At 43.4% G+C, this 25,733-nt stretch carries 24 protein-coding genes and 1 tRNA gene; 17 read left to right on the top strand and 8 right to left on the bottom strand.

The annotated features are described in order from the left end of the window. Nucleotides 1-217: 217 nt before the first annotated feature. Together J3492_RS05495 and J3492_RS05490 are read right to left on the bottom strand one after the other, a co-directional pair. Nucleotides 218-616 carry an ATP synthase subunit I gene (locus J3492_RS05495; protein WP_207990709.1) on the bottom strand — a complete coding sequence of 133 codons (399 nt, stop codon included), beginning with the start codon at nucleotides 614-616 and terminating at the stop codon, nucleotides 218-220. Between the two features lie 374 nt (nucleotides 617-990). Beyond that, entirely contained in the window at nucleotides 991-1,938 is a 948-nt protein-coding gene (locus tag J3492_RS05490) for a metal ABC transporter solute-binding protein, Zn/Mn family (protein ID WP_207990707.1), read from the bottom strand. Nucleotides 1,939-2,067: 129 nt separating this feature from the next. Between J3492_RS05490 and J3492_RS05485 the strand changes: the two genes are divergently transcribed. From J3492_RS05485 to gluQRS, 6 genes are all read left to right on the top strand, one after another. After that, a complete protein-coding gene (locus tag J3492_RS05485; RefSeq protein WP_207990859.1) occupies nucleotides 2,068-2,589 on the top strand; it encodes a transcriptional repressor in 522 nt (173 codons plus the stop codon). A 146-nt stretch (nucleotides 2,590-2,735) separates the two neighbouring features. Further along, nucleotides 2,736-3,482, top strand: coding sequence for a metal ABC transporter ATP-binding protein (locus J3492_RS05480; RefSeq protein ID WP_424108388.1), 747 nt, complete (start codon nucleotides 2,736-2,738; stop codon nucleotides 3,480-3,482). A 79-nt stretch (nucleotides 3,483-3,561) separates the two neighbouring features. Then, nucleotides 3,562-4,365, top strand: coding sequence for a metal ABC transporter permease (locus tag J3492_RS05475; RefSeq protein ID WP_207990705.1), 804 nt, complete (start codon nucleotides 3,562-3,564; stop codon nucleotides 4,363-4,365). A gap of 140 nt (nucleotides 4,366-4,505) precedes the next feature. Continuing rightward, nucleotides 4,506-5,342: a metallophosphoesterase gene (locus J3492_RS05470; RefSeq protein ID WP_207990703.1), complete on the top strand. Its 837-nt coding sequence runs from the start codon at nucleotides 4,506-4,508 to the stop codon at nucleotides 5,340-5,342. A gap of 434 nt (nucleotides 5,343-5,776) precedes the next feature. Continuing rightward, nucleotides 5,777-6,217, top strand: a complete 441-nt coding sequence (dksA, locus tag J3492_RS05465) for an RNA polymerase-binding protein DksA (RefSeq protein ID WP_207990701.1) — start codon at nucleotides 5,777-5,779, stop codon at nucleotides 6,215-6,217. Between the two features lie 160 nt (nucleotides 6,218-6,377). Continuing rightward, on the top strand, nucleotides 6,378-7,349 hold the full coding sequence (gluQRS, locus tag J3492_RS05460) for a tRNA glutamyl-Q(34) synthetase GluQRS (RefSeq protein ID WP_243453124.1): 972 nt from the start codon (nucleotides 6,378-6,380) through the stop codon (nucleotides 7,347-7,349). Between the two features lie 78 nt (nucleotides 7,350-7,427). Here gluQRS and ftsW read toward each other — a convergent pair whose 3' ends face one another. Together ftsW and murD are read right to left on the bottom strand one after the other, a co-directional pair. Beyond that, nucleotides 7,428-8,624 carry a putative lipid II flippase FtsW gene (gene ftsW / locus J3492_RS05455; protein ID WP_207990699.1) on the bottom strand — a complete coding sequence of 399 codons (1,197 nt, stop codon included), beginning with the start codon at nucleotides 8,622-8,624 and terminating at the stop codon, nucleotides 7,428-7,430. 273 nt (nucleotides 8,625-8,897) lie between these two features. Continuing rightward, on the bottom strand, nucleotides 8,898-10,310 hold the full coding sequence (gene murD, locus J3492_RS05450) for a UDP-N-acetylmuramoyl-L-alanine--D-glutamate ligase (protein WP_207990697.1): 1,413 nt from the start codon (nucleotides 10,308-10,310) through the stop codon (nucleotides 8,898-8,900). Nucleotides 10,311-10,963: 653 nt separating this feature from the next. On the opposite strand from murD, the gene J3492_RS05445 reads away from it, so the two are divergent. From J3492_RS05445 to J3492_RS05430, 4 genes are all read left to right on the top strand, one after another. Then, nucleotides 10,964-12,463 carry a SulP family inorganic anion transporter gene (locus J3492_RS05445; protein ID WP_207990695.1) on the top strand — a complete coding sequence of 500 codons (1,500 nt, stop codon included), beginning with the start codon at nucleotides 10,964-10,966 and terminating at the stop codon, nucleotides 12,461-12,463. 214 nt (nucleotides 12,464-12,677) lie between these two features. After that, on the top strand, nucleotides 12,678-13,532 hold the full coding sequence (locus J3492_RS05440; RefSeq protein WP_207990693.1) for a universal stress protein: 855 nt from the start codon (nucleotides 12,678-12,680) through the stop codon (nucleotides 13,530-13,532). A 506-nt stretch (nucleotides 13,533-14,038) separates the two neighbouring features. Beyond that, nucleotides 14,039-14,377 carry a P-II family nitrogen regulator gene (locus tag J3492_RS05435; protein ID WP_201573059.1) on the top strand — a complete coding sequence of 113 codons (339 nt, stop codon included), beginning with the start codon at nucleotides 14,039-14,041 and terminating at the stop codon, nucleotides 14,375-14,377. Between the two features lie 138 nt (nucleotides 14,378-14,515). Next, the gene (locus J3492_RS05430) at nucleotides 14,516-15,778 is read left to right on the top strand and encodes an ammonium transporter (RefSeq protein WP_207990691.1); all 1,263 of its coding nucleotides are present in this window, start codon (nucleotides 14,516-14,518) and stop codon (nucleotides 15,776-15,778) included. 126 nt (nucleotides 15,779-15,904) lie between these two features. Here the strand turns inward: J3492_RS05430 and J3492_RS05425 are convergent, their stop codons facing one another. The 3 genes from J3492_RS05425 to J3492_RS05415 all read right to left on the bottom strand — a co-directional run bounded on the left by J3492_RS05425 (nucleotide 15,905) and on the right by J3492_RS05415 (nucleotide 17,739). Next, on the bottom strand, nucleotides 15,905-16,288 hold the full coding sequence (locus tag J3492_RS05425; protein ID WP_207990689.1) for a DUF2147 domain-containing protein: 384 nt from the start codon (nucleotides 16,286-16,288) through the stop codon (nucleotides 15,905-15,907). A 205-nt stretch (nucleotides 16,289-16,493) separates the two neighbouring features. Continuing rightward, on the bottom strand, nucleotides 16,494-16,763 hold the full coding sequence (locus tag J3492_RS05420; protein ID WP_243453123.1) for a hypothetical protein: 270 nt from the start codon (nucleotides 16,761-16,763) through the stop codon (nucleotides 16,494-16,496). A 64-nt stretch (nucleotides 16,764-16,827) separates the two neighbouring features. Then, nucleotides 16,828-17,739: a DNA/RNA non-specific endonuclease gene (locus tag J3492_RS05415; RefSeq protein ID WP_207990685.1), complete on the bottom strand. Its 912-nt coding sequence runs from the start codon at nucleotides 17,737-17,739 to the stop codon at nucleotides 16,828-16,830. Between the two features lie 126 nt (nucleotides 17,740-17,865). Between J3492_RS05415 and J3492_RS05410 the strand changes: the two genes are divergently transcribed. Together J3492_RS05410 and J3492_RS05405 are read left to right on the top strand one after the other, a co-directional pair. Further along, nucleotides 17,866-17,956, top strand: a tRNA-Ser gene (locus J3492_RS05410). Nucleotides 17,957-18,239: 283 nt separating this feature from the next. Then, the gene (locus tag J3492_RS05405; protein ID WP_207990683.1) at nucleotides 18,240-19,601 is read left to right on the top strand and encodes a tyrosine-type recombinase/integrase; all 1,362 of its coding nucleotides are present in this window, start codon (nucleotides 18,240-18,242) and stop codon (nucleotides 19,599-19,601) included. Here the strand turns inward: J3492_RS05405 and J3492_RS05400 are convergent. Then, entirely contained in the window at nucleotides 19,598-20,509 is a 912-nt protein-coding gene (locus J3492_RS05400) for a hypothetical protein (protein WP_207990681.1), read from the bottom strand. The two genes, J3492_RS05405 and J3492_RS05400, sit on opposite strands and share 4 nt — an antisense overlap. Nucleotides 20,510-20,967: 458 nt before the next feature. Between J3492_RS05400 and J3492_RS05395 the strand changes: the two genes are divergently transcribed. From J3492_RS05395 to J3492_RS05375, 5 genes are all read left to right on the top strand, one after another. After that, nucleotides 20,968-21,873 (top strand): YagK/YfjJ domain-containing protein, encoded by a 906-nt coding sequence (locus J3492_RS05395; RefSeq protein ID WP_207990679.1) that lies wholly within the window; start codon nucleotides 20,968-20,970, stop codon nucleotides 21,871-21,873. 132 nt (nucleotides 21,874-22,005) lie between these two features. Next, nucleotides 22,006-22,296: a hypothetical protein gene (locus J3492_RS05390; protein WP_207990677.1), complete on the top strand. Its 291-nt coding sequence runs from the start codon at nucleotides 22,006-22,008 to the stop codon at nucleotides 22,294-22,296. Between the two features lie 35 nt (nucleotides 22,297-22,331). Then, nucleotides 22,332-23,324, top strand: coding sequence for a DUF932 domain-containing protein (locus tag J3492_RS05385; RefSeq protein WP_207990675.1), 993 nt, complete (start codon nucleotides 22,332-22,334; stop codon nucleotides 23,322-23,324). Nucleotides 23,325-23,492: 168 nt separating this feature from the next. Beyond that, nucleotides 23,493-24,557, top strand: a complete 1,065-nt coding sequence (locus tag J3492_RS05380) for a YqaJ viral recombinase family nuclease (protein ID WP_424108387.1) — start codon at nucleotides 23,493-23,495, stop codon at nucleotides 24,555-24,557. Nucleotides 24,558-24,695: 138 nt separating this feature from the next. After that, nucleotides 24,696-25,595, top strand: a complete 900-nt coding sequence (locus J3492_RS05375; RefSeq protein WP_207990671.1) for a recombination directionality factor — start codon at nucleotides 24,696-24,698, stop codon at nucleotides 25,593-25,595. Nucleotides 25,596-25,733: the final 138 nt, after the last annotated feature.

The following is a 25,733-nucleotide window of genomic DNA, read 5'->3' as shown; positions in this document are numbered from 1 at the left end:
CAGCGCTCAATGCAGCGCCTATAAGCGAATTTATTAGCTGCCTATCTTAATGCAGCGTTGCATTCATGTAAAGTCTATTATAAATTTTTTATCAGCTTTATGAGTAAGTTAGTCGATTTCACGTGTGTTTATATGAATCTGATGGCTAAGATCAAATTGTAATAATTTATTTTTATAGCCATTGCGCTGGTAATTTATGATTAGCACGATGATATAGCTAGCGTACGTGCCACAGCATCCAGCTGTTACTAACCTGCATTACGATAAAACCTATGAATAGTGCTGGCGCTGATAAAGGTCGTATGGTAATAAAAATTAGGGCAAAACCAAACACTGTCAATAGCCATTTGATCACTTGACCACGATACATCTGACTGACAATATGCCGGCGGGCGCGGTAACCTGTATACCAAAAGACAAAGCTAGCAAGTATGACTTGACTGCTAAAGCTCAATAAGGCACCTAATGCAGTGCTTTTTGCGACTACCAAGCCACTATGCAGCCAAAAACTATCCAATATTGCAATACTGACTATCAATACGAACAATATCCAAGCTTGACGCCTAATGTAGGTTGCTATCTTGTCTTTTTGCGTGCGTGTAGCAGGTTTGGTCATCAGCTATCCCATGATATAGCGGTGGCATTATAGCAGTAGATTGCAAACATCATAGGCCGCAAAAATACTTCGCTATCCAGAGTCAACCTTTTTAACCAAAATAAAACGCCACTTATTATAAGGAGCAATTTGGTATTAAGCAAGCAAAATATGACCTTTGTTTGCTTTTTTGCCTTAAGCTGTCTTTTGTGCCTCGAGGACTGCTGAATGATACCTATGACTGACTCGAAATAAAGCGCTTATATCACATGAACGATATTACTGATATGACTATCACTTGCAGGCAACCTCTATGTCGATAGCGGTTGCGTAAGCTCGGTTGTTATTTTAAACAGCCAGGTGTCGCCCTTGGCGCAGTCGTTCAGGACAGCCATTTAACCTATGCAGTTGCGTATCTGCTGAGCCATAGCACGCCAGCCGCTTACAAATGTTTTGCTGCCGCTCATGTCTTCAGCTTGTATAGTCGTATTTACAGGTTTTAATTTGGCAAGCAGTCCTTTCGCAGGAGTGCCTTGAGCCACCAAACACATTGTCTTAGCAGGGCGCTTCTCGTTAAGCCATCGCAGCTGACTGGCTTTTGGAGACAGATGATGATCGGCACTTAAGCTCCCAACCATTTTTAGCCCTAAACTGGCTTCAATATACTGATAAGCATCATGGTAAGCCCAATAAGGATAAGACTTTTGATTACCTTGCTGCATTAGTTGTACTGCTTTGTCCATGCGCTGAGCGAAGCGTTTTGCATTGTCATGATATAAATTTTTGTGTTGCGGATTGGCATGGCTATGGATAACTGCCAATGCACGGGTAATGGCTTTGGCGTTTTCAGGGTCTAACCAAATGTGGGGATCTAGTGTATTCGAAACGGCCTTTCCTTTGACATCACGTAACGGATGACGATTAAACGCATTAAACTCAAATAAGGAGATGGCATTAGGCGCACTATTTAAAGTTGAGGCCAGATTATTCTCTAGCGACTCACCAAACCAGACCACAAAGGTGCTGTCCTGAATGGACTTGATGTCACCAGGACTGACACTACCGTGATGTCCCACCTCCCCTGCTTGTAGCAATTGATTGGCAGAAGGTGCACCTTCTGTCACCGCCTCGCTTAATAAAAATAGCGGATAGTTACTGACGCTGACAGTGGCTGCTTGTGCACTCATCATTATTGAGCCACATAGTATTAATGTCGCTGCTATCCAATATTTGGACCATTCAAATATCTTTGCTACAACGTCAGACGATGTAACAGCAGCAAAACCTTGTGGATTATTTCTTTTATTAAGTAAGCGGATACAGCGATGATCATTTGCATACATGCGATGTGTGTCCTGTTCGTTTTATTTTAGACCTGTTTTTTAGAAAAGCCTAACAAGTTACCAGTAGTAGTATGTTATACTATAACAATTAAAAACGCACTATTAATTTTGGGAGTGGCTGTTGTGTCAATGATCTCATCTACTTGTGAACACTTACATGATGTTCAGCACTTTACGCCGGATGATGTGGCTAAGCGTTTAGAGGCAGCAAAAAAGCAGTCTCGATTGCGTGGCGTACGTTTTACGCCACTCCGTCAGCAAATATATCAATTGGTACTAGAGGCAAACAAACCTGTAGGCGCTTATGATTTGATCACTCAGCTCCAGCAAATACGCTTAGAATCAACAGATAAGAGCGCAAATCACCAAACCTCAAAAAACGTCGCACCACCAACGGTCTATCGCAGCTTGGAGTTTTTATTGAGTGAAGGCTTGATTCATCAACTCACCTCACTCAACGCTTATGTTCCCTGCTGCCATCCGCGTACTCAACATACCGCTGCGTTTTTTATCTGTCAGCACTGTCAACGTGTGCAAGAATGTAGCAGTTTGCCTATACAAGAGATGGTGAGCTTTGCTGAACAGGATGTAGGGTTTATGGTTGAGCACAGTGTCATTGAGCTGACCGGACGCTGCTTGAGCTGCCAATAGAGTCGCTCTTTTTTTAGTGACTCTCAAAGACGACTTCTAAAAACTTACCATCTTTAAGAAAGATAGCATTATAATTTTTATTACTTCAAACAACCTATTGTGAATGTATGAGCCTTTTATTCTCTTCTTCAAATCAGCAGCCAGTCATGGGTATGAGTCATCATACGCCACTGCTCAGCCTAACGGATGTGAGCTATCATATCGGTCAACAAGGCTTGGTTACCAATATCGATATTGATATCGCAGTTAATGAGACGGTCAGCTTGATTGGGCCAAATGGCGCTGGAAAATCAACTTTGGTAAAGCTGATTTTAGGTTTGATTCAACCCACTCAAGGCCATATCACCGCTCATCAGCCGCTACAGCTCGGCTATATGCCGCAGCGTTTTACGGTAGCGCCTATACTGCCTTTAAGAGTTCAAGACCTATTGGCACAAGCAGATAAGCGGCGCCTGACCTTAGCGCAGCGTCAGTTTATTTTTGATAATTTATCCCTAAATCATCTGCTGCCTCGGCAAATGCTGCATCTCTCAGGAGGAGAGACTCAAAGGGTACTGATGGCACGTGCTCTATTAGACAAACCCAATCTGTTGATACTAGATGAGCCTATGCAAGGGTTGGATCCTAATACTGAGGTTTGGCTCTATCAGTTTATCGACGAGCTGCCAGATTTCTTACGCTGCGCCATGTTAGTAGTATCGCACGATCTACACTGGGTCATGAAAGGCAGTCGCCGAGTGATTTGTTTGAATAAGCACATCTGCTGTGAGGGACAACCTAGTGAGCTTGCGATTACCGCAGAGTTTCAAAAGCTATTTGGTCACCACTATGAGCAGCCCTATGTGCATAAGCCTCATCATTGCGAACATCAGGCTCCAAGTGACGTATTATAGCCAACTCACGCTTATCGCTTTATCGCATCACTCTACGCTAAAGCAATGACTTTTTAACTTTTAACGGATATTCGCTGTTATGACTGCTTGGTTAGCCATCATTGCTCCTGCCTGGATTGCCGGCAGTATTCTAGGGTTACTGTCAGCGCCACTTGGCTGCTTGGTATTGTGGCGTCGCATGGCGTTCTTTGCTGATGCTTTAGCGCATGGCACTTTATTGGGAGTAGGGCTCGCTGTCTGGTGGCAGCTGCCCATGGGTATGGGTATCGTAATCGTCAGCATCATGGTCGTCGCAGGACTGGTGCTGATCGATGATGAGCGCTTGCCTGTCGATGCGGTACTGGCAGTGGTCGCTGTCTCCCTACTCTGTCTAGGTCTACTGACTTTGACGCAGTTGACAGATCAACAAGCGAATGTATTGGGATTTTTGTTTGGAAACCTACTTGAGCTAGATTGGGCCGACTTGCCAGCGCTCATGGTCAGTGTGCTGATTGGTTTGGCTTTTTTAGGCTATATCTGGCCTGCACAATTAAAGCTTGCGACTCATGAAGCCTTAGCTCGTATCCAAGGCATCAACCCGACTCGCCAACGATTGTTTTTTATGGGCGTTTTGGCAGGGTTTTGTGCGATTGCCTTACAAGCAGTTGGTAGTTTACTGATTAGTGGCTTGCTGGTGCTGCCTGCGCTCACTGCTCGGCTATGGTCAACTGCTCCCAAACAAATGGTTGTAATGTCACTGATTATTGCTCAAGTAGGTGTCACTTTAGGCGTATGGGGCAGTGTATGGATCGATATACAGACCGGTCTTGCCATCGTCTTGGTATTGGCCATTTTGTTTTTTGCTGCTCTTATTGCGTCTAAGTTTTTGCAAAAACAAGCTTAGTATCAGTGTTTGTCGTACGTGCAGAGACTACAGCAACCCATAAATCAGACAGCGAACATTATTTGATAGTTTTCACTAGAGGTTTTTTATAATTTGTGCTATAAGTTCGCTTAAACGCTGCCTTATAAAGGTTTGATACTATGCCACAATATCCTGTTAGTAGTCTTCGCTCGATTGATGACTCTATTAATGTATTGCAAATAACAGACATGCATTTGGCCAGTATCGACGATGCGGATGAGCAAGCTCCTACCCTAAAGCGTCGTTGTCAACAAAGTTTTGAGGCGGTTTTGAAGCAAGCATTGAGTGATGATATCCGTTGTGACCTTATTTTGGTTACTGGGGATTTGGTCAATGAAGTTAAGACCACCATTTACGATTATATCTTTGAAGTATTAACGGCTACAAATATCCCTTTTGCCTGTATTGCTGGTAACCACGATGTCACCGACGAGATTAATAGTGACCTACCCTTTCATCAACGACGCTTCGTGGCGAAAGCGGCAGATAAGCGCCTTTTAAGTCGTCATGTCATTGATACCAAATACTGGCAGCTGCTATTGCTAGACTCATCGGTCCCTGGCAAGGTAGCAGGTGAGATTACTGACGCTGATATTGATTGGCTATGTACACAATTACAAGTTTGTAGCAAACCAACGCTGCTGGCGCTGCATCATCATGTACTGCCTATGCAATCAGAATGGATAGATGCCCATATCGCAAAAAACACTGATGAATTTTGGCAAAGAATATCCGCATATGGACACTTAAAGGTCATCGTCAGTGGTCATACACATCAAGAGCAGACTCGTCATCATGCAGGTATCGTTGTGCTTACCACGCCTTCTACCTGTTATCAGTTTAAGCCTTTTGAAGATGAGTTTGCCTTTGATAAACAAGCCCAACCCGGTTACCGTTGGTTGCAATTAGCCAACAATGGACAGGTTGCAAGCTGGGTTAATAGACTGGATACTTGACAGCCAGTTTTGGCAAGCCAGTTGACTACTATCCCAAGAGACTAAAAAAGATAGTCTACTTTTGAAAATTAACATAGAATGATCTGTTAAAAATAATACTAGGCAAGTTGGCTAAAATAACCGATACTGCAAATATACCTGTGCTATATCAATCTTTAAGGAAGTAGGAACACTAACGTAAGAAGTTAGGTAATAAAAATAAAACAATGGCTAGGACAGCTACAACAACCACCAGCCAAGTTTTCGCAATCGGCAATCATCATAAGAGTGATACCGATATAAATGTATCATGAGATCCTCTGTGTTACTTGCGTGACCACGTGGTAAAACGTTTTATAAAAGACAGAACGACCCTTGTGCTCATTGAAAGCATTGGCCTATTGTCTTTTAGAATATCGTTTTGTTGACTTAATTTGAAAAACTAGGATACCCATATGAACACTGTGACTACAAACCCAGGTGATGTTAAATTCACCCCTTATACGCCCGCTAAAGATGAAGAATATATGTCTGATGCGCAATTAGAGCATTTTAGAAATATTTTGTTAGACTGGAAAAACCAACTCATTGGTGAAGCTGATCGTACTAAGACTTATATTCAAGATGAATCAAGTGCAATGCCAGACATCAATGATCGTGCGACTCAAGAAGAAGAGTTTGCTTTAGCGCTTCGTACTCGTGACCGTGAGCGCAAACTGATTCGCAAAATTGATAAGTCTATCGCTGAGATTGAAAGTGAAGATTATGGCTTTTGTGAAACTTGCGGGGTGGAGATTGGTTTGCGTCGCCTAGAGGCACGTCCTACAGCGACCCAATGTATCGACTGCAAGACATTATCTGAGATGAAAGAGCGCCAAAACCAAGGGCACACTTAAGCTGACGCCTTATCTTTTGTTCATGTCTGCTAAAGCCTTGCACACACGCATCAGTATCAAAAAGCGACCACTAGTGTGGTCGCTTTTTGTATTTTTATATCTGGCTTTTTAGAAGCGTTTTATTTATTCTATCTATTTCTACTATCAATCGCTGCTTATTTTGACTTCATTAAACATCCATACTAAACATCCAACGGTGCCCAAGCCTATACAACCTATAGGACGCTTTGCTCCTTCTCCAACGGGAGAGTTACACCTTGGCTCCTTAACGACAGCTCTGGCCAGTTACTGTCATATTAAGTCGTTAGGAGGTAAGTGGCTACTACGTATCGAGGACACCGATACTGAGCGCTGCGATCGCCAGTTTAGTGAGCAAATATTAATAGACCTAGAGGTTCTTGGCCTGCATTGGGACAGCGACATTATCTATCAATCTGAGCGTTTAGATATATATAACGACTATCTGTCATCATACCTAGAACCGCTCATTTATGCTTGTCAGTGCTCACGTAAAAGTTTGGCACAGTACTGGTCAAAAAAAGCCGTCTTAGCAAATTCTCAATCTGACAATCCCAATAAAAACAAGCTTAATAGACAGCGCTACCCTCGCTGCTGCATAGACGCTCACCTTGACAAAGACACCCACAAGCAGCGTATACAACTGCCGAACCACACGATTGGCTTTATGGATGGCATTCAAGGCATGCAGTGGAGTAATCCACAGCACACCTTGGGTGATATGGTGGTACGTCGCCAAGATGGGATGATCAACTATATTTTGGCTGCCAGTATCGATGATGGCCTACAACAAGTAACGCATATCATGCGCGGCTTAGATATTTTACCGATGACCACGGCTCAAATCAGTGTCATGAGCGCTGCCAACTTATCTACTGTAGATTATTGGTATCATTTGCCGCTGATATGTCATGCTGATGGGCAAAAGCTCTCCAAACAAAATCTCGCTCAGCCTATCGATACTCGTGACCCAAGCAAGCTCATTGCCAAAGCTTTGAGGCTTTTGCAGCAGCCTCCCATCGCCTTAGATACCCCTGAGCGTATGCTGTTACAGGCGGTTGCACAATGGGATAATGCCCCATTAAAAAATAAGCACGCATTAAACCTGCCCTAATACAAAGCCCTCAAGGCAAATACACTCTGCCCGTGCCAGAGTTAAATGTCCAATACGCCCTAGTATGGACTAGAGTGACTAATAGTAACGGCACTGGCTTTTTTCTATATTAGGGCTTTCCTTATTGATCTTAAGTAGTAGCGCTACCATAACCAAACTTATCAGCATGGATGAACCGCCATAACTAAAAAACGGCATGGTCAGCCCTTTGGTCGGCATCGCTCCCATGTTCATTCCTGCATTAATAATGGTTTGTGCGATAAAAATAATACCGATACCAAAAGCAGTATAACTCATGCGCATTTGCCGACGTTTTAGGGCATTATAGCTGATACGCATGGCACTACCGATAATAAGAGCCTCTAGTATTAATACCATCGCTACGCCGACGAATCCTAGCTCTTCACCGGTAATGGCTAATAAAAAGTCGGTATGCGCCTCAGGTAAATGCGCCAGTTTCTGCACACTCTCACCATAGCCTACCCCAGTGAACTCCCCACGGCCAAAGGCAATCAAGCTTCGGGCTAATTGATAGTCGGTATCTTGAATATCATCAAAAGGGTCTAAAAACGACAGCGCCCTAGTCAGTCGATACTGCACCATAGTCACCGCCATTACACCAAGTACACCCACGACTGCGGCCAGTGCAATGAACTGCTTATATGGAGCACCTGCAATATAAAATATCGCAAATACCGTACCGACAATTACCACTAAGGAACCAAAGTCAGGCTGTAGTAGTAATAAAAAAGTAAGCAAGCCAATAACTAAAGAAATGCGTAAAAACCCGTCCCAGCCATTGCGCACCTCAAAAGAGCGCCGTACTACAAAATCAGCGACAAACACCACGACCACTAACTTCGCAAGCTCCGCCACCTGAAAGTTAATCACGCCTAAATCCAACCAGCGTTTTGAGCCATTAATAGGGGTGCCAAACAATGTCGCTATAAGCAGTGCGCCGGTCACTGCCAAGAGTATAAACTGAGTCTCAGTTCTGTACAGCATTTTTAGGGATACAAAATAATAAGGTATCGCTGCAACAAGCAAGCCTATACCCATATATAGCAGTTGGTTCTCAAAAAAATGCAATTCTGTCATGCCACGGCTAAGCGCAAAAGGAATAGAGGCAGAAGCAACCATCAATAGGCTGAGCACCATCATACAACCGACACTAGACAATAATATAGCGCGGGCAGACGGCCAAGACAAAACCCCATCCGAATCAAGGGTAGATCGAGTTTTTTGCGAAGAACGAGAAAGAAAAGAGAGCGCCATAATATTTTGAGTACACTAAAAAACCAGAAAACACAGCGTTTATCAAACGCCACCGTTAAGACAAAACCAAGATATTGGGTACTAACACTAGGTATCAGAGTCAGCTAAAAAATACCATCAGAAGTAAGCAAGCTCGATGCTGATTTAGAGCTGCTTGATTGTCATTGACAGTAGCAGTAATTGACAATCAAAACAATCATTTATCCTCAGTCACAGTTAATGATTCACAAATGAGTACTGCTTTGCCGATATTAAATAACAGTATCGTCACTATCACACGTCTGTAGCGAGCTGCGCTACCAACTGAGTGAAATGTTCACCACGAGCGCTATAGCTGGCGTACTGATCAAAGCTGGCACAAGCGGGTGATAACAGTACAGCTTTGACTTGTGACAAGCTGCTGGCCGTGACATCTTTAATCGTAGCAAATGCGCCTTCTAGTGTCTGACATTGATGCCGCACAACATCATCATCTAACTGTGCTGCGCTTAAATGCGCTTCAATCTGCGTGCTGTCTTCACCAATCAGCAGCACTTGGCTCACATATTGATTGATTAGGGGCACAAGCTCTCCAAACTGCTGCCCTTTACCTTGACCACCCAAAATCAATAATAGCTTACCATCTTTGGGAGCATAAACAGCGCCCAAGCCTTCAATAGCCGCCATGGTCGAACCAATATTAGTCCCTTTAGAGTCATTGAAGTAGTCGATATCTGCCACTTGTGCCACATACTGACACCGATGCTCTAGTCCTGTAAAATGCTGTAAAGTCATCAACATACGCTCTAGGGGCAGTCCAGCAAGCTCACCTAATGCCAAAGCGGCTTGAGCATTTAGCAGATTATGACGGCCTTTTACCAGTAGCTTATCAGCTGATAGCAAGCGTTCAGTACCACGTGCCAAATAAACTTGCCCATCAGGATCGGTAATCAACCCATATTGTCCTTTGTCTGGCGCATGGATGCCCGTACTGATTCGTGGCAAATTATCAGCGACCAATGGACGCGTCAGCGCGTCTTCACGGTTGATCACAACTGACTGAGCACCTTGAAAAATGCGGTGTTTGGCTTGATGATAGCCAAGCATATCGCCATGACGGTCCAGATGATCGGGGGACATGTTGAGCACGGTCGCTACCTGTGCGCCTAAATTGGTCACCGTCTCTAATTGAAAGCTCGACAACTCAAGCACAGCCAAAGCCATATCATTATTCGCAAGCAGGTTTAATGCCGGCACGCCAATATTACCGCCAACGCCCACATTGATACCAGCATCAGCAGCCATCTGCCCGACTAAGGTAGTCACAGTGCTTTTGGCATTGGAGCCTGTGATAGCGACTATAGGTACCTCACAGGCTTCACAAAATAACTGAACGTCGCTTACCACGGGAATATTTGCTTGTCGGGCGGCAACCACGGCTTCAGTTGTTAGCGGAATACCAGGACTAATGATGATACGTGTCGCTTGCAGCAATAGCTCGGTATCAATAGCGCCAAACTGACGAATATCAACCGCTGCAGGCAGCTGTGCTGCCAACGTAGGGGCTGACTGCTTATCTGTGACTGCTACTCGGTAGCCTTGTTCGGTCAGATAGCGTGCTACTGACAACCCTGACTGCCCTAATCCGACCACTACTTGTAGCCCATCGCCTTTATGGATCAGTTCTTTTGGAATTACGGTCGTCATATGCTTTCCTTTTATAGTGCTCTATAATCATCTGTCGTCAGCCATCTGCATCTCAAACTCATCTTGTGATTGGAGGGTAAGCGCAGTATTTGTATGGTAATGATGAGCATGATAACGGTATCGTTCATTTTTCGGTACTGCTTTTTTATTACTTTGTGCTATTATGCGCATAATTTTATGTTAAGTTACTGAAGTCTGAACTGGTTATTTAGTTTTGTATGCCAGCTTGGTCTGATATCTTTTATTAAGCTATAGACGCATCGCTTTTAGTAACAGCTCACAACGTCATGACAGTAGGACGTGTTGCCCATTGAACTGACAATCTACCTACCACGATAGTTTATCGTGGTCATTTATGTATCATCTTAGGTTTTTATCATACTTTACGATTAGTGAGACGGTGGTTTATTCAGTAACGCCGCTCTTGTGTCCATTGGACCATGATAGTTTTAACCTTTGAGGGTAATGCAAGTGCAAGACCGCTTAACGGTATTGGTTTGTTAAGCGACGCAGTAATGATTATTCTAATAGCTGTTATTTACTATAGACGAGGGTTGTTTGTAATAAATGCTGGCTATTCGGGCGTGTTGCATGGTTAACACACCCTAGATGACGCTTACTTTTGTTTGCCTCTAATTGTATGTAGTTTACTTATGACCTCTCTTTTTGATAGTTTATATGACGAATGGTTTTCGAATATACGTGGCGATATTTTATCAGGGCTAGTGGTAGCGCTGGCGCTGATTCCTGAAGCCATTGCTTTTTCTATCATCGCTGGTGTCGATCCAAAAGTTGGATTATACGCTTCGTTTTGTATTGCCGTCGTGATCAGTTTTGTCGGTGGTCGCCCTGGGATGATCTCAGCCGCAACTGGCGCTATGGCTTTGGTGATGGTGACTTTGGTTGCCGATCATGGTCTGCAATACTTACTGGCTGCGACGTTACTGTGTGGTGTCATTCAGTTTATCATGGGTGTTTTAAAGCTTGGTAACCTGATGCGCTTTGTGTCCCGCTCAGTAGTTATCGGCTTTGTGAACGCATTGGCCATCTTAATTTTTATGGCTCAGTTGCCTGAGCTCAATCCTGCGATAGACAGAGTGGGACTGCCGGTCTACCTTATGACGGCAGCTGGGCTTGCCATTATTTATGGCTTTCCGCATATTCCAAAAATCGGCAAAATCATTCCTTCACCGCTTATTTGTATTGTTGGTCTGACTGCTGTTGCTCTGTATATGGGCTTAGACATTCGTAATGTCGGTGATATGGGCGACTTGCCTGATACGCTGCCGATGTTTTTATTACCAGATATTCCGTTGACGTTAGAGACCTTACTCATTATTGCGCCTTATTCTATGGCACTTGCTGTGGTCGGTCTGCTTGAGTCTATGATGACTGCAACTATTGTTGACGACTTAACAGATACGCCGAGTGATAAAAACCGTGAGTGCCGTGGTCAAGGTATTGCCAACGTCGCTTCAGGGTTTTTCGGTGGTATGGCTGGCTGTGCGATGATAGGTCAGTCGGTCATCAACGTAAAATCTGGTGGGCGCACCCGTCTGTCTACTCTTATCGCTGGTGTTGTGCTCTTGATTATGGTGGTGTTTTTGAGCGAATGGGTCAGCCAGATACCGATGGCAGCGTTGGTTGCCGTGATGATTATGGTATCGATTGGTACCTTTAACTGGCAATCTATTCGTGAGTTCAAAACTCATCCAATGTCCTTTAATATCGTGATGCTAGCGACAGTATTGACCACTGTGTTTACCCATAACCTTGCCTATGGTGTTGGGGTTGGCGTGCTCTTGTCTGCTTTATCATTTGCCAATAAGATCGGTCAGTTCTTGACCATATTTAGCGAGTATGATGACAGCACCAATACCCGTTACTATTATGTACAAGGGCAAGTATTTTTTGCTTCAACGACGCAATTTTTAGACAGCTTCGATACCAAAGAAGCGCTTGATAATGTACAGATTGATGTCAGCCAAGCACACTTTTGGGATGTGACTGCGGTAGACACTTTAGACAAGCTGGTCATTCGCTTGCAACGAGAAGGGATTGATGTCAAGGTGGTTGGTCTTAATAGTGCCAGTCGCACCCTCATTGATCGCTTCTCTGTCCATGATCGCCGTGATATTGGTCTATTAGACTAACAGCGCCTGATAGCGTTAGAGTCGATTCAACCTAAACGTATTGACCTGCTGCTGGGATGCTTTCTTTTAGAGTGCCGTTGCATCGCTTTTGTCTAGCAGCACGCAAGGAAAGTGAATACCAGTAGCAGGTTGAAATCTTCATACTTTTTATGTTGAACGGACTATATATCATCTTCGTTGGGTTTGATGACTATTCAAATAATGTGGTTGCCTTATGAGTAACTTAAAGCCAGATAGTGTGATTGCTTGTCTAGACTGTCCTGATCACGTGCAAGCGGTGCTAGATGCTAGCATGTGGGCATCTAACCGCCTGCAGGCGCCCATTGGGCTACTACATGCTGTGCCAAGCTTACAACAGAAGGCAGCCATCAATTATTCAGGTTGCTTGAATATCGATGATGAAAACATACTGTTGGATAACTTTACCACTCATGAGCATCAAGGCAACTCTGAGCTTAAGGCACAAGGTCAGTTGCTACTGCATCAAGCAGCCGCATATTGTGAACAAAGTTTGCACAAACGCAAAATCTATAGCCTACATCGACATGCAAGCTTGAGTGAGAGTATCGACTATGTCGATGAAAAGTCACAGCTGATTGTCCTCGGGCATCATGTGACCTGTAAATCAACACTGAGTCAGCTGATCCGTCCCAGTCTTTGCCCCATTTTGGTGACACACACACCGTTTATGCCCCCAAAGAGTGCGTTATTTGCTTTTGACAATCGTGCCACCTCTCACAAAATGTTAAATTGGTTGTGTAAAACACCGCTTGTGCGCGCTTTGAGCATTCATATCGTGATGGTAGGTAAGGAAAACGCCGAAAACTGTGATGCGCTACGTGAGGCATATGCCCGTCTCAAACAATCCGGTATCCATTGCAAAAAGAAGCTACTAGACTGCCGTGATGTCAGAGCTGCTTTACACTATTACCAAAACGAGCATGATATCGGCCTTTTAATGTCTGGCGCATTTGGTCAATCGCGGTTACGTGAGCTTCTTCAAGGCAGTAATACTGAAAGACTCTTAGGCACGACTAAAACGCCTTATCTTCTATTCCCTAAAGCTTAACCCACTCACCCTATAGGCCTTTGTATCTCTAGATTTCAGGAGATATCGATCACTGTACCACCTTCTTGATATTTTACCTATTCTTACTCACTCTGCTTTAAGACCTGACGCTTAGAGCAGGGCTGTTTTTGTGCTGGTGTCGCCAGACGCTGAGTGCTATTTGCCTTTTATCTTATGCCAATTACTTTTTAATAATTCATCACAGGATAGCCACCCCGTAAGACGAAAAAGTTGGTTATAATAAAGCCCTCGTTAAACCTAACGTCGCAGGCAGCCTCACTATAATCTTTTACATTGGCTGCATACTTTTATGGGAGCTTGAGTCCATTATTCTGGCATTATGCCGCTATAGCAGTTGTGATTTTAGAAACAAATAAGCCCAAGTACCTCTCCCCCTTGAGTACCTCTGGCATAATTTTTGAATGATCTACTGTAAGCATGGTAAGCGCATGATGCATTGACAGTCTGCAATAACCTGCGACATCACTTAAATAAGGAAATTTCTTATGAAGCTAATCACTGCGATCCTAAAACCCTTTAAGCTCGATGATGTGCGTGAAGCCCTGTCTGACATTGGCGTTAAAGGCGTTACTGTCACTGAGGTTAAAGGATTTGGTCGTCAAAAAGGACATACTGAGCTGTATCGCGGTGCTGAATACGTGGTGGACTTTTTACCTAAGGTTAAAGTTGAGGTTGCCGTGATTGATGAGATGGTGGAGCCAGCAATCGAGGCCATTACTCGTATTGCGAGCACCGGTAAAATCGGTGATGGCAAGATCTTTGTCACACCACTAGAGCAAGTGATTCGTATTCGGACGGGCGAAACTGGTCCTGACGCTATCTGATAGTCAGCAACCCTATTAGAAAGATAAATAGCTTTGCCCACTATTGGTGCACATATGATGTAAAGACTTACCACTGCTCAAGGAAACACTGCTACAGCAAGCCAATCTAATGCATTGTCAATTCAAGGGGGAATTAAAATGCAAAGTCAGATCTTTGAGCTGCAATACGCACTCGACACGTTTTATTTTTTGGTATGTGGGGCACTGGTCATGTGGATGGCCGCTGGCTTTACAATGTTAGAAGCTGGATTGGTTCGATCAAAAAACACGGTTGAGATTCTAACTAAAAACATTTCACTCTTCGCCATAGCTTGTACCATGTACATGATTTGTGGCTACGCCATTATGTATGGTGGCGAACTTTTTCTTAGCGGGATTGCAGGCAGCGAAACCTTAACAAGCGATGCACTGACAACTTCGGCTGAAAATGGTTTCGGCGGTGATTCAGTTTACTCTGCCGCTTCTGATTTTTTCTTCCAAGTGGTGTTTGTAGCGACCTGTATGTCTATCGTCTCAGGGGCGGTGGCTGAACGTATGAAGCTGTGGGCTTTCTTATGGTTCGCCATCATTATGACCGGTTTTATTTATCCTTTAGAAGGACGCTGGACTTGGGGTGGACAAGACGTCTTTGGGCTGTATAACTTAAGCGCAATCGGGTTCTTTGACTTTGCAGGTTCTGGTATCGTCCATATGGCGGGTGCGGCTGCGGCATTATCAGCTGTCCTATTTTTAGGCGCACGTAAAGGTAAGTATGGACCTAATGGAGAGATCCGCGCTATTCCAGGAGCCAATCTACCGCTGGCTGCTCTCGGTACACTGATTTTATGGATGGGCTGGTTCGGCTTTAACGGTGGCTCCGTTCTGAAGCTCGGCGATATTGCCAGTGCCAACTCTGTTGCTATAGTTTTTGTCAATACCAATGCCGCTGCTGCTGGCGGCGCTATTGGCGCTCTATTATTGGCCCGTGTTATCTTTGGCAAAGCAGATTTGACCATGCTGTTAAATGGTGCTTTGGCAGGACTGGTAACGATTACCGCCGAGCCTTCTACTCCATCAGCATTACAAGCCACTCTGTTCGGTATATGCGCCGGTCTCCTTGTCGTGGTATCTATCTTGGCTTTAGACAGAATAAAGCTTGACGATCCAGTGGGTGCCATTTCAGTACATGGTGTAGCTGGGCTCTTTGGTTTGCTGATCGTACCTATTACTAATCCTGCAGTCAGCTTCATTGGTCAAGTTGTGGGCGCTTTGACCATCTTTACTTGGGTATTTATCGCCAGCTCTATAGTGTGGGCAATGATCAACGTCGTCATCGGCTTGCGGATCTCTGACGAAGAAGAATACGAAGGTGCTGATATTGCAGAATGCGGGATGGAGGCTTATCCTGAGTTTACCTTATAATTAAGCATACTAGATCTTAAAAGTCAGACCTTAAAAAACAATAAAACCCGCATTATCATCGATAATGCGGGTTTGTATTGATCTCGCTTTAATACAAAGTATCTATCATAAAATACCAACAGCGGCTTATTTCTTCTTCCACTCTTGGCTGCGTGAGAATGGCCCAATATAGCCTTTTAGCTTTAAAGTATTACCATTGAGCTGTGCCGTCATACGATAGTCTTTACCTTTCTCTGGATCAGTAATCGTGCCACCACTATACTTACCACCACCATCAGCTTTTAAGCCTTTAATAACGTGCATACCAACATGTTTCTTGCCTTTGGCTGAGTTGGTATCAATCAGCTTACCCGTTAATACGCCATTTGATTCAGTGATTTTAACCGTGCCTTTTGGCTTACCTTCATCATAAGTCTGCCAAGTGGTGTTATGTAGCGGATCAGCAGCAAATGCCATAGTGGCCATGCTGATACCAGCTGCTGCTAAAACAGTTTTTGATAATAACTTCATAAATCGACTCCTTTCGTACGATAATTACTCAAAACATAATCGTTTTGTGCCTGTCGTCTACCATCATTTGCAACTGCCAGTGATTCTTACTCACTCAACCTTGCAAGTGACGCTATGATTATATCCATTATAGACAAAATTTTTACTTTGCCTAGTTATTTGTTTATGGCTTGATTACTCCATAATTTATTACTATATCAAATAGTTAGAGAAAAGGATTGTCTATAACTATGTCTGATTGGTCATTTTTTTCTTTTGACGACAGTGATTTTTTAGTTTTTTTATTAGGGTCTTCAAAGACCTCTATTATCTTACTGGTGAGCTCATGCAGCTGTTTTGCTTGCTCATACCCGGATTGATTCAGATATAAATCAATATCTCCATAGATAATAATCTTATCTTCTTGGTTTTCTATCACCAGCTCGCCGATCTGCATACTTTGATGGTTATTGGCAAAGGGATCTATCACTGTCATTCTCCTTGATATAGACGTTACAGTGTCATATTGATACATAATAGTCGCTTTTTTGCACACAGGTCTAGGCGTTTCTAGACTGTAGCTGCTCGACCAGCCATTCAAGTATGGCCCAGATGAGCAGGAGCCATACTGGCTCGTCATTTGAAGATTCAGGCTCATCTATGTCATCTCCTGCCTTTAGAGGCAAAGCCAAGGCTTCTGCTTTAGTTTGGCGCTCAAGGACAGGCAAAACATCAATACCCGTCTCAGCAGCTAAGTCTTCGATACTGATGATGTCTATACGTTCTGACTCATCATTTGGGGCGTAATATACGCCTGCTTGGTTGATTGCGGGTATATAGACAGCCTTAAAAAAATGACTGGGTACCAATACTCGTCCTGATAGTTGCTTGGTTTTTTTATCATTAAAGGCGACCCCTGTCACCGTATAGACCTCACCGTATTGTTGGGTGAGATAGCGAATGGCGGATTCAATATTACGCCAGATATAGCGGTTGTTACGTGGCGACTGCGGGGCGATATTGGCCAAACTAAAACTGTCATACTGTTGGCTACGATTGGCCATGTCGCCATTGGGTGCTAAATGCCCACGATCATAACCTGAGCCCGAATAATCAGACAGCTTGGCTCGTTTGGACTCTGGTAAGCGGCTTTCTTCATGAAAGCTGTCCTCACGATCGATGGTTTTGGCTTGCTGTAAACGCTTACGGGTTAAGTGCTCAGCTGACCATAATGGCGTACGTGATACGCCAGAATACATGACGGCAAAGCCATCAAAGCATAGCGGATAAGTATCAGCACTGAGCTTGTTATTTATAAACTCAGGATATATACCTGCATAAAAAGACTGGCTACACTGAGTAAAGTTATCTGCTTGCACCGATTGTATACTACACACAACCCCTACTAGCGCAATCAATATTATAATGATACGGCTCTTAAGACAATGTACCAGCTCAGTCAGACTTATCATGCTGTTTTACCATTTATACTTGCGAATAAGAAGACGCTATCCTAGCAGGCGCTCATTAATAAAGAAAGATAAAGCGTAAGCCGTGACAATTCAAATCGTATCCGTTATACTAAGCCGTCTAAAAACGGTGAAGTGGGTGAGTGGCTGAAACCGCACGCCTGGAAAGTGTGTATACGTTCATAGCGTATCGAGGGTTCGAATCCCTCCTTCACCGCCAATCTTATAAAACACTCCTTTTCCCACCTTGTCCTAAACACTCCCATATACCTCTGCAACCCTTTATAAATAACGCGTCTAGCGTTTTTTTTATGTCTAGTGTTTTCCCAATCTATCCGAATATAACCCACCTATCCCGTGGCTTGTGTTGGTCTATCTGTTGGTCTATGATTTCATTAGACCTCAAAAAGACCAACATTTAGGCTTTATAATTCAGCTTTAGACCAACGTTATATTTGTAACGCTTGAATTACAAGGCTTGGAAGCATAGGGAGTAGACCAACATGTTAAGCGATAGCAAAATCCGCAAGCTCAAACCAAGTGAAAAATGTACGCCTTCACGTCCTGACAAATATAGTGATCAGTATGGGCTACAGCTTTTAGTCCGTAGCACAAGCACAAAAACATGGATAAGCGCTTATCGCTTTGATGGTAAGCAGACACGCCTCACACTTGGCACTTACCCCATCATGTCACTCGCTGAAGCCAGACAAGCCAATACTGAGATTAAAGCGCTACTAGCAGATGGTATCGATCCAAAAAATAAAAAGCGTCAAGATAGGCTCAATAATGTTCATGCACAAAAATTCAATGATTATGCGTTAGACTGGCTCGCTGAACGTCAGCGTAACGTCAAGCCACGTACCTATCAGCAAGACTATAACCGTATGCATAAAGACGTGTTGCCCCACTTTGAAGGCATTGCACTAAAAGATGTAAGCTTTGAGGATTGTCGATCAATGGCAGATGAGATCGAAAAGCGTGTGAACAAAGACGGTGAGCCGCCACGCGAGGTAACCAGACGCACTATCGATCTGGTGGCTAATGTCTTAAGACGTGCCAAACGCGAACGCATCATTGAGCAAAATCCAATCGATGATCTAAAAGCACTCTATCCTAAAGCCAAAAGTCAGCACATGAAGCATGTAGATATCCATGAGCTGCCTGCCCTACTCCAAGCTATTGAGAATTATCATGGTCATGACCAAACCCGCTTAGGTATGAAGTTTTTAGCGTACTCATTTTGCCGCACCATTGAACTACGTATGATGAAATGGGCGCATATCGACTTTGCCAACCGTTTATGGCGTGTTGATATCGATAACCTTAAAATTGCACGTAAGCACGTTGTACCGTTGTCAGATCAGATGCTAGCAGTACTAGAGGAGATGAAACCCATCACAGGACAATATGAATATGTGTTCTATCATACGGGTATGCATCAGCCGTATAGTGAGGAGTTTATTAATAACGCGCTAGATATTCTAGGCTATGCTGGTAAGCAGACAGGTCACGGCTTTCGTCACATCGCCTCAACCAATCTTAACGAGCTTGGCTACATGGGCGACGCGATTGAAAAACAGATGGCACATGACAAAAAAAGTAACATACGCGCGGTTTATAACCATGCTCAGCATTTAGAAGAGCGCCGTAAGATCATGCAGGTTTGGGCTGACTTTTTAGACTTACTAAGAGACAAAGGCGAAGTTGTAGACTTTCAAACAGCGCGGCAGCAGATTGAGCAGTCACTGATAAGTAAGCAACTAAACGTTTTACAAAATGCTGATAAGCAAGATCTGATTAAAGCGCTATTAGAGCGAGGCATCACAGCTGATGAGATACAAGAGTATATCGATAATGATTAGTATAAGTCTTTGCCATTTTTATCTGTATAGTCAATTTCGTAAGACATATTAATCAAATGATCAAGCATGGCTGTCTCTGACAGTCCTTCTACCTTTGCCATCTTCTCTAACCTAGCTTTGGTCTTTTTTGTCAATGGTAGATGATACGGTTTCTTTGTTTTGCCAGCATCGCGATACTTTTGCTGGCTCCAAGCTCTCTTCATTTTATCGATAATAATTGTTTTACTTGGAGAGTGCGTATAACTTTGTCCTTGCTTTATGTCTATAGCATCCAATGATGCTAATAAACGTAGCTCTCGATTGTTATTACCAACATAATTTTCTACGTCATATCTATATAAATTCTTTTCCACTAAATAATTACGTACCCAATCTAGATCAGCTTTTTTTAACCATTTAGAGTAATTATCGTTAGCTTCTAAAACATGCCATACCTTTTGAGTAACTTCAACTACGTCTTTTTTAAAGTCTAAATCGGAAATAACATTTTCTCGATTATTTAATCCTTTTATCAGATTATTTAAAATATTATGAACTGTGTCTTTAATATCTTTTTTACGACTTATACCAAAACGGCTTGGCGATATCATATTATTTTCAACCAGATAATTGTAGACAAATATCTGTTCTCTTTTGTTACCTTCTAGCCATTTAAGCTCATATTTTTCTAAATATAGCGTATTGAGATTATCAATAAAGCTAATTACTGTATCTATCTTATCGTCCTTACGTGTTCTCTTTAAAAGTTCTTCCTTGCATTTACTCGCATAGCGGTTTGGATCTTCAGATATATAACGTGATTTATCTCCGCTGTAAAATACACTTAGCAACACAAAATGTGCTTGATCTTCTGATAAGTCATCTATTTTATCTCTTAAAGGCTTTCTTCTTAATTCTTCCTTTAACATATATAATCCTTAATTTATCACGCGTGATATTATAGTTATATTCTCGTATTATTAAGATAGTATTAGATTATTATTATAGTGTATAAATGAGTACTAAAGTACAAGTATTTATTGAGCTAAGATACAAAAATTAGCATATATTTAATATATCTTCGTATTCTCACTAGATTTAACGTTGGTAATAATATCTGTTCATACTGACAGTACATTAACTTTTCTCTATCAGCTAACTCCATTCACTCAAAAAATATCAATATGACCCAAGATTCCTACAATTGAGGATAATGTATCGCCGATATCTCCGCAGTATTGGTAAGTGCCACTAACCGGTTATTGATATTATTATATAGCGCAGCGTTACCACGCTGACTATCTCCTCACTAAACCACCAGTAGTCAGAATAAAAAAATATGATGTAGCTCTACTATGTGCAAGATAAACCACATAGGAGAAATACCATGGAAAACACCAACCTCAATCAAAGTAACTTATTAACTAAAGTTCACCAACTGGTAATCGATATCATTTCTAATGAATTGAGATTTGACCTGATAATATATGAGCTGAACGATTTGTATCATCCGTTCATGTATTACTATGAGAGTGACAATGGATTGATTTACTCGATGCCCATTGAAGCTTTCTTTCGCAGTACGCAATATATCGTTGGTGATCAATATCCAGAAGATGTCATTTGGGATTACGATAAAACACAGCGTCTTATTAAAACACTGTCATACTATAAAAAAGATATTAAGCGTGAACGTAGTGTGTTTAGTTATCAGGAGTCTAAAAATAAGAGGACACTCGAAAAATATGTACGCCATCTGATTCATCATTACAAAAGACTGCTCTTTGTACGTATCGACCTAAAGTACGCCAAAGAAACAAGCCACCTTGTTAGCATTGAAGATTTTTATCATCACATGAGCAAATTCCGAGATCTTATCGGTAATGAGGAAACGTGCTTTGAAGATTTGCAGGGCTACGCTTGGGCTTTAGAGCATGGTGGCATCGAGGGCGGATTACATTGTCATTTGTTGCTGATATATGACGGTAATAAGAGACAAAATGATTGGTATATCGCAAAAGAGGTTGGTGAAAAGTGGAAGGTCATTACTGGTGGTCTAGGCGAGTGCTATAACTACCACAATAAAAAGACTAAGCAGGGGTATGAGCGAAACGGTAAATTAGGTATCGGCATGATTCATCAGGATAACGAACAGGAAGTTAACAACGCTCTTAGAACGTCGTGTTACCTGACGCAACCAAGCAAGTATGACCAAAAATTAAAAGTATGGCTTCCAAACATGAACACCTTTGCACATGGTCAATACCGCACAGAAAAGCGCCGAGGACTATAACCCATATCAAAATAATCTCAGATATATACTATTACCATGAGAGTACGTACAGCCTGTTTGTGTGTACGTGACTTCAGCCAATAAGGTCTGCTTTTTAGCAGGCCTTTTTTATGCGCAAATTTAGGAGTATATATGAAAACCCTGTGTCCTAGCTGTGAGTCATCTTTGGTCTACGAGATGACTGATAGTAGTCAAATCAACCTTATTGATCAGCTGTTATCCCCTGCGGTATTAGTCAGCCTTGGCGTTAGTCTTTGCAAAACACTTAAAGTACATCCTGCTATCGGTGTGGTTGCAGGAACAACGGTAGCAGCGCTTATTGAGATCACTCAGTCTCATCAAGCGCTGCCAATGCTGGTCAATAAGCAATATCGCTGTGATGACTGCTCGCATGTCTTCACTACCTTTCACTCATTTACTTAAACTCAATTTAATCATAATACAAAAGGAAAATTATCATGGCACATTTAGTAGAAACTATGGCATACGTTGGCGACACCCCTTGGCATGGCCTTGGCAGTGAGCTATCCCCTAAGCAGCCACTTGAGGTTTGGGCGCGTGAGGCAGGTATGGATTGGCGTATTGAGTCATCGGACGTCAATTTCATGGCTGAGAACGATCGAGGGCATAATCTTATCTTGCCCTTCGCTGAGCAAAAGGTGCTGTATCGCTCAGATACCTTTGATCCGTTATCAGTCGTCAGTCAGCGCTATCAAGAAGTACAACCTGAAGAGATCCTAGAGTTTTATCGTGATCTCACTGAGCAATCGCACTTTGAGCTTGAAACAGCAGGTGTGCTAAAGGGTGGCCGTAAGCTGTGGGCGCTTGCTCGTACAGGTCAATCAGCGTCTTTACGTGGCGGTGATGTCAGTCACGGCTATTTGTTACTAGCAACCGCTTGTGATGGTACGCTTGCAACCACGGCGCAGTTTACTAATATCCGTGTGGTGTGTAATAACACGCTCGCGGTAAGCCTCGCTGATGGTAACGGCGGTGTGGTGAAAGTACCGCACTCTACCTCGTTTGATGCTGACAAGGTTAAGCAGCAATTAGGCGTGTCCGTTAATCAGTGGGATGAGCACATCTATGAGATGAAGCAATTGTCTGAGCGCCGTGTTACTCAGGCCGAAGCCGCTAACTACCTTAGCCGTGTGTTTAACGATCAAGACAATGACATTATCTTGTTTAACAGCGCTAAGAAGGAAAAAGACGCGGTTCCTAATGCCAAAGCGATGAATAAGGTGATGACCATGTTTAACGGTCAAGGACGTGGGGCGGACTTGGATGCTGCCAAAGATACCGCTTATGGTCTGCTCTGTAGTATCACTGAGTACGTCGATCATGAACGCCGCGCGATGAACACGGACAATCGCTTAAATTCCGCTTGGTTTGGCGCTGGCGCTAAGCTTAAGCAAAAGGGCTTAGAAGAATCATTACGTATGCTGGCCTAACTGTCTTATCACCACACATTAAACCACGCTTAAAAGCGTGGTTTTTTTATGCCGTTTACTCAGATCATTAGTTATCAACGTATCAACAATTAATTTAATAAGGAATCTATCATGGAAACTATCGCATTAAACACAACCATTCAGCCAAGTCGTCGTAAGCGTAAAGCGATGCAATCTAAGCACACAAAGCCGACTGCTACTATTAAGGTTAAGACTAACGGGCTTAGCCCTAGTGAAGAGAAACCTAAGCAGACTACATCATCTCAGCCCAAGCGCCTAATCAATACCAAAGACTTAAGCCGTGAAGAGTGGTTAGCCGTTCGCAAGCAGGGCATAGGCAGTAGTGACGCTGCTGCTGCTTGCGGTATTCATCCATATTTGTCGATGCTTGAGCTATGGATGATTAAGACCGGACGCATGAGCTCAGATATCGATGAGAGCATAGAAGGCTATGCGCCACTGTATTGGGGCAATACTTTAGAACCGATGGTGGCTAAATACTATCAAGAAAAGACAGGAAACAAAGTACGCCGCGTCAATGCCATATTGCAGCACCCTGATCCTGACAAAGCCTTTATGCTTGCCAATCTTGACTATGCGGTAACAGGTAGCGATGAGGTACAAATACTGGAATGCAAAACCACTGGTGAGCATGGCGCGAAATTATGGCGAGATGGCGTACCGCTATACGTGACTTGCCAAGTGCAACATCAACTAGCCGTTACAGGTAAACAAGCCGCTCATATCTGTGTCCTGCTTTGCGGACACGAAGCAAAGATCTATAAGGTTGAGCGTGATGAGCGTTTGATTGCATCAATTATTGAGCATGAGCGTCTGTTCTGGCAGTACGTGGAGACGGATACTCCACCCACGCCTGATCACTCTGAGTCAGCCGCTCGTGCGCTTAAGCTGCTTTATCCTGAGCCTAAGCCTACAAGCAAGATAGACTTTAAGAATGATAAGGGCGCAAATAAGCTGTTCGATAAGCTGCTTAGCTATCGCGCGTCAATCGAAGATCTAGAGCAGCGCCACGATCAAGTTAAACATCAACTGCAAAGCCTCATTAAAGACAATGAGGTGGCGGTCTTTGACAAGGGCGCGATCTCATGGAAGCGCTCGAAAGACAGTGTCGGTTTAGATAGCAAAGCAGTCATTAAAGCCCATCCTGAGCTGATGGATAAATTTAGTAAAACTCGCCAAGGTAGCAGACGCTTTGTGGTGTTAAACGACTAAGTTGCCAGTCACTTAACTATTCACGCATCTATTAATCAATCAGAACCAATCAATCGAAGCAAGCATATAACAGCCCACCCTAATCGGTGGGCTTTTTTTATGTCTTATCTATTTATTAAACAAATAAGGAATACCGCTATGATTAAAGGTCTAACGATAACCCCGCCCGTACTTGGTCGTATTAGCATTGGACGCGTCATCAATAAAGACGGCAAGCGTCTGCCTGCGAAAGACGATCAATTCACTATTACCAGCCAAGTGCAGAATAAAGACGGCTGGGTCAATCATCCGCTTGATGAAAAGCTTCGCGCACGTAGTGAAGGTAAGCTCAGACAAATACCCGTACGTATGCTGTTCAATGATCCTGATTTAAACCTGCGTGCTCAGTACACGCTATTTGATCGGCAGACAGGTCGTCCGTTATGCGTAGGCGATGGCGAACACTGTCAGCGTCGTACCAATAACGGTATGGAGCAGCTGCCTTGCCCGTCGCCTGATCGCTGTCCACTCGCTCAAGGCGGCGCTTGTAAACCCTACGGTCGTTTGTACGTCAATCTATCAGAGGATGATGAGCTCGGCACGTTTATCTTTCGTACGACGGGCTTTAATAGTATTCGTACGCTTGCAGCAAGGCTGCGCTACTTTGCCGCCGTGTCCGGTAATAAGCTGTCATGTTTACCACTGCAATTAACGCTAAGAGGTAAAAGCACCACGCAAAGCTATCGCACACCCATTTACTTCGTAGATCTCACGCTACGTGATGAGGTGACGCTCAAAGACGCGGTACAACAGGCTAAGGCGATTGATCATGAGCTGAGCGAACACGGATTTGATCAAAGCGCGTTAGAGCAAGCTGCCACGCTTGGTTATGCCAATTCATGCTTTGAGGTCGATGATGAGGTAAGTGAGGTAATGGAAGAGTTTTATCCAGTAGCAGACGACAGCAATAAAATACCTAGTAAGGCAGAAAAAGCTATGCAGCCAAACACACGCAGTATCGCCCAAGGCTTACGCCAAAGCGTGACAGCGGTGAGCTAACTTGTGACAGATAAATAATGGCATAAAAAGGAGTTGATCAGATCAGCTCCTTTTTTTATTACCTGCATCAAAGGCTAACGCTCGGACTGCATGGGATGCCATAAAAAAATATGGGACTCGGTAAGTATATGAGAGGTG

It is taken from the genome of Psychrobacter coccoides (assembly GCF_017498085.1).
Classification (GTDB): Bacteria; Pseudomonadota; Gammaproteobacteria; order Pseudomonadales; family Moraxellaceae; genus Psychrobacter; species Psychrobacter coccoides.
The sequence above is the reverse complement of the archived record's forward strand: the minus strand, read 5'-3'. Positions and strand labels throughout refer to the sequence as shown.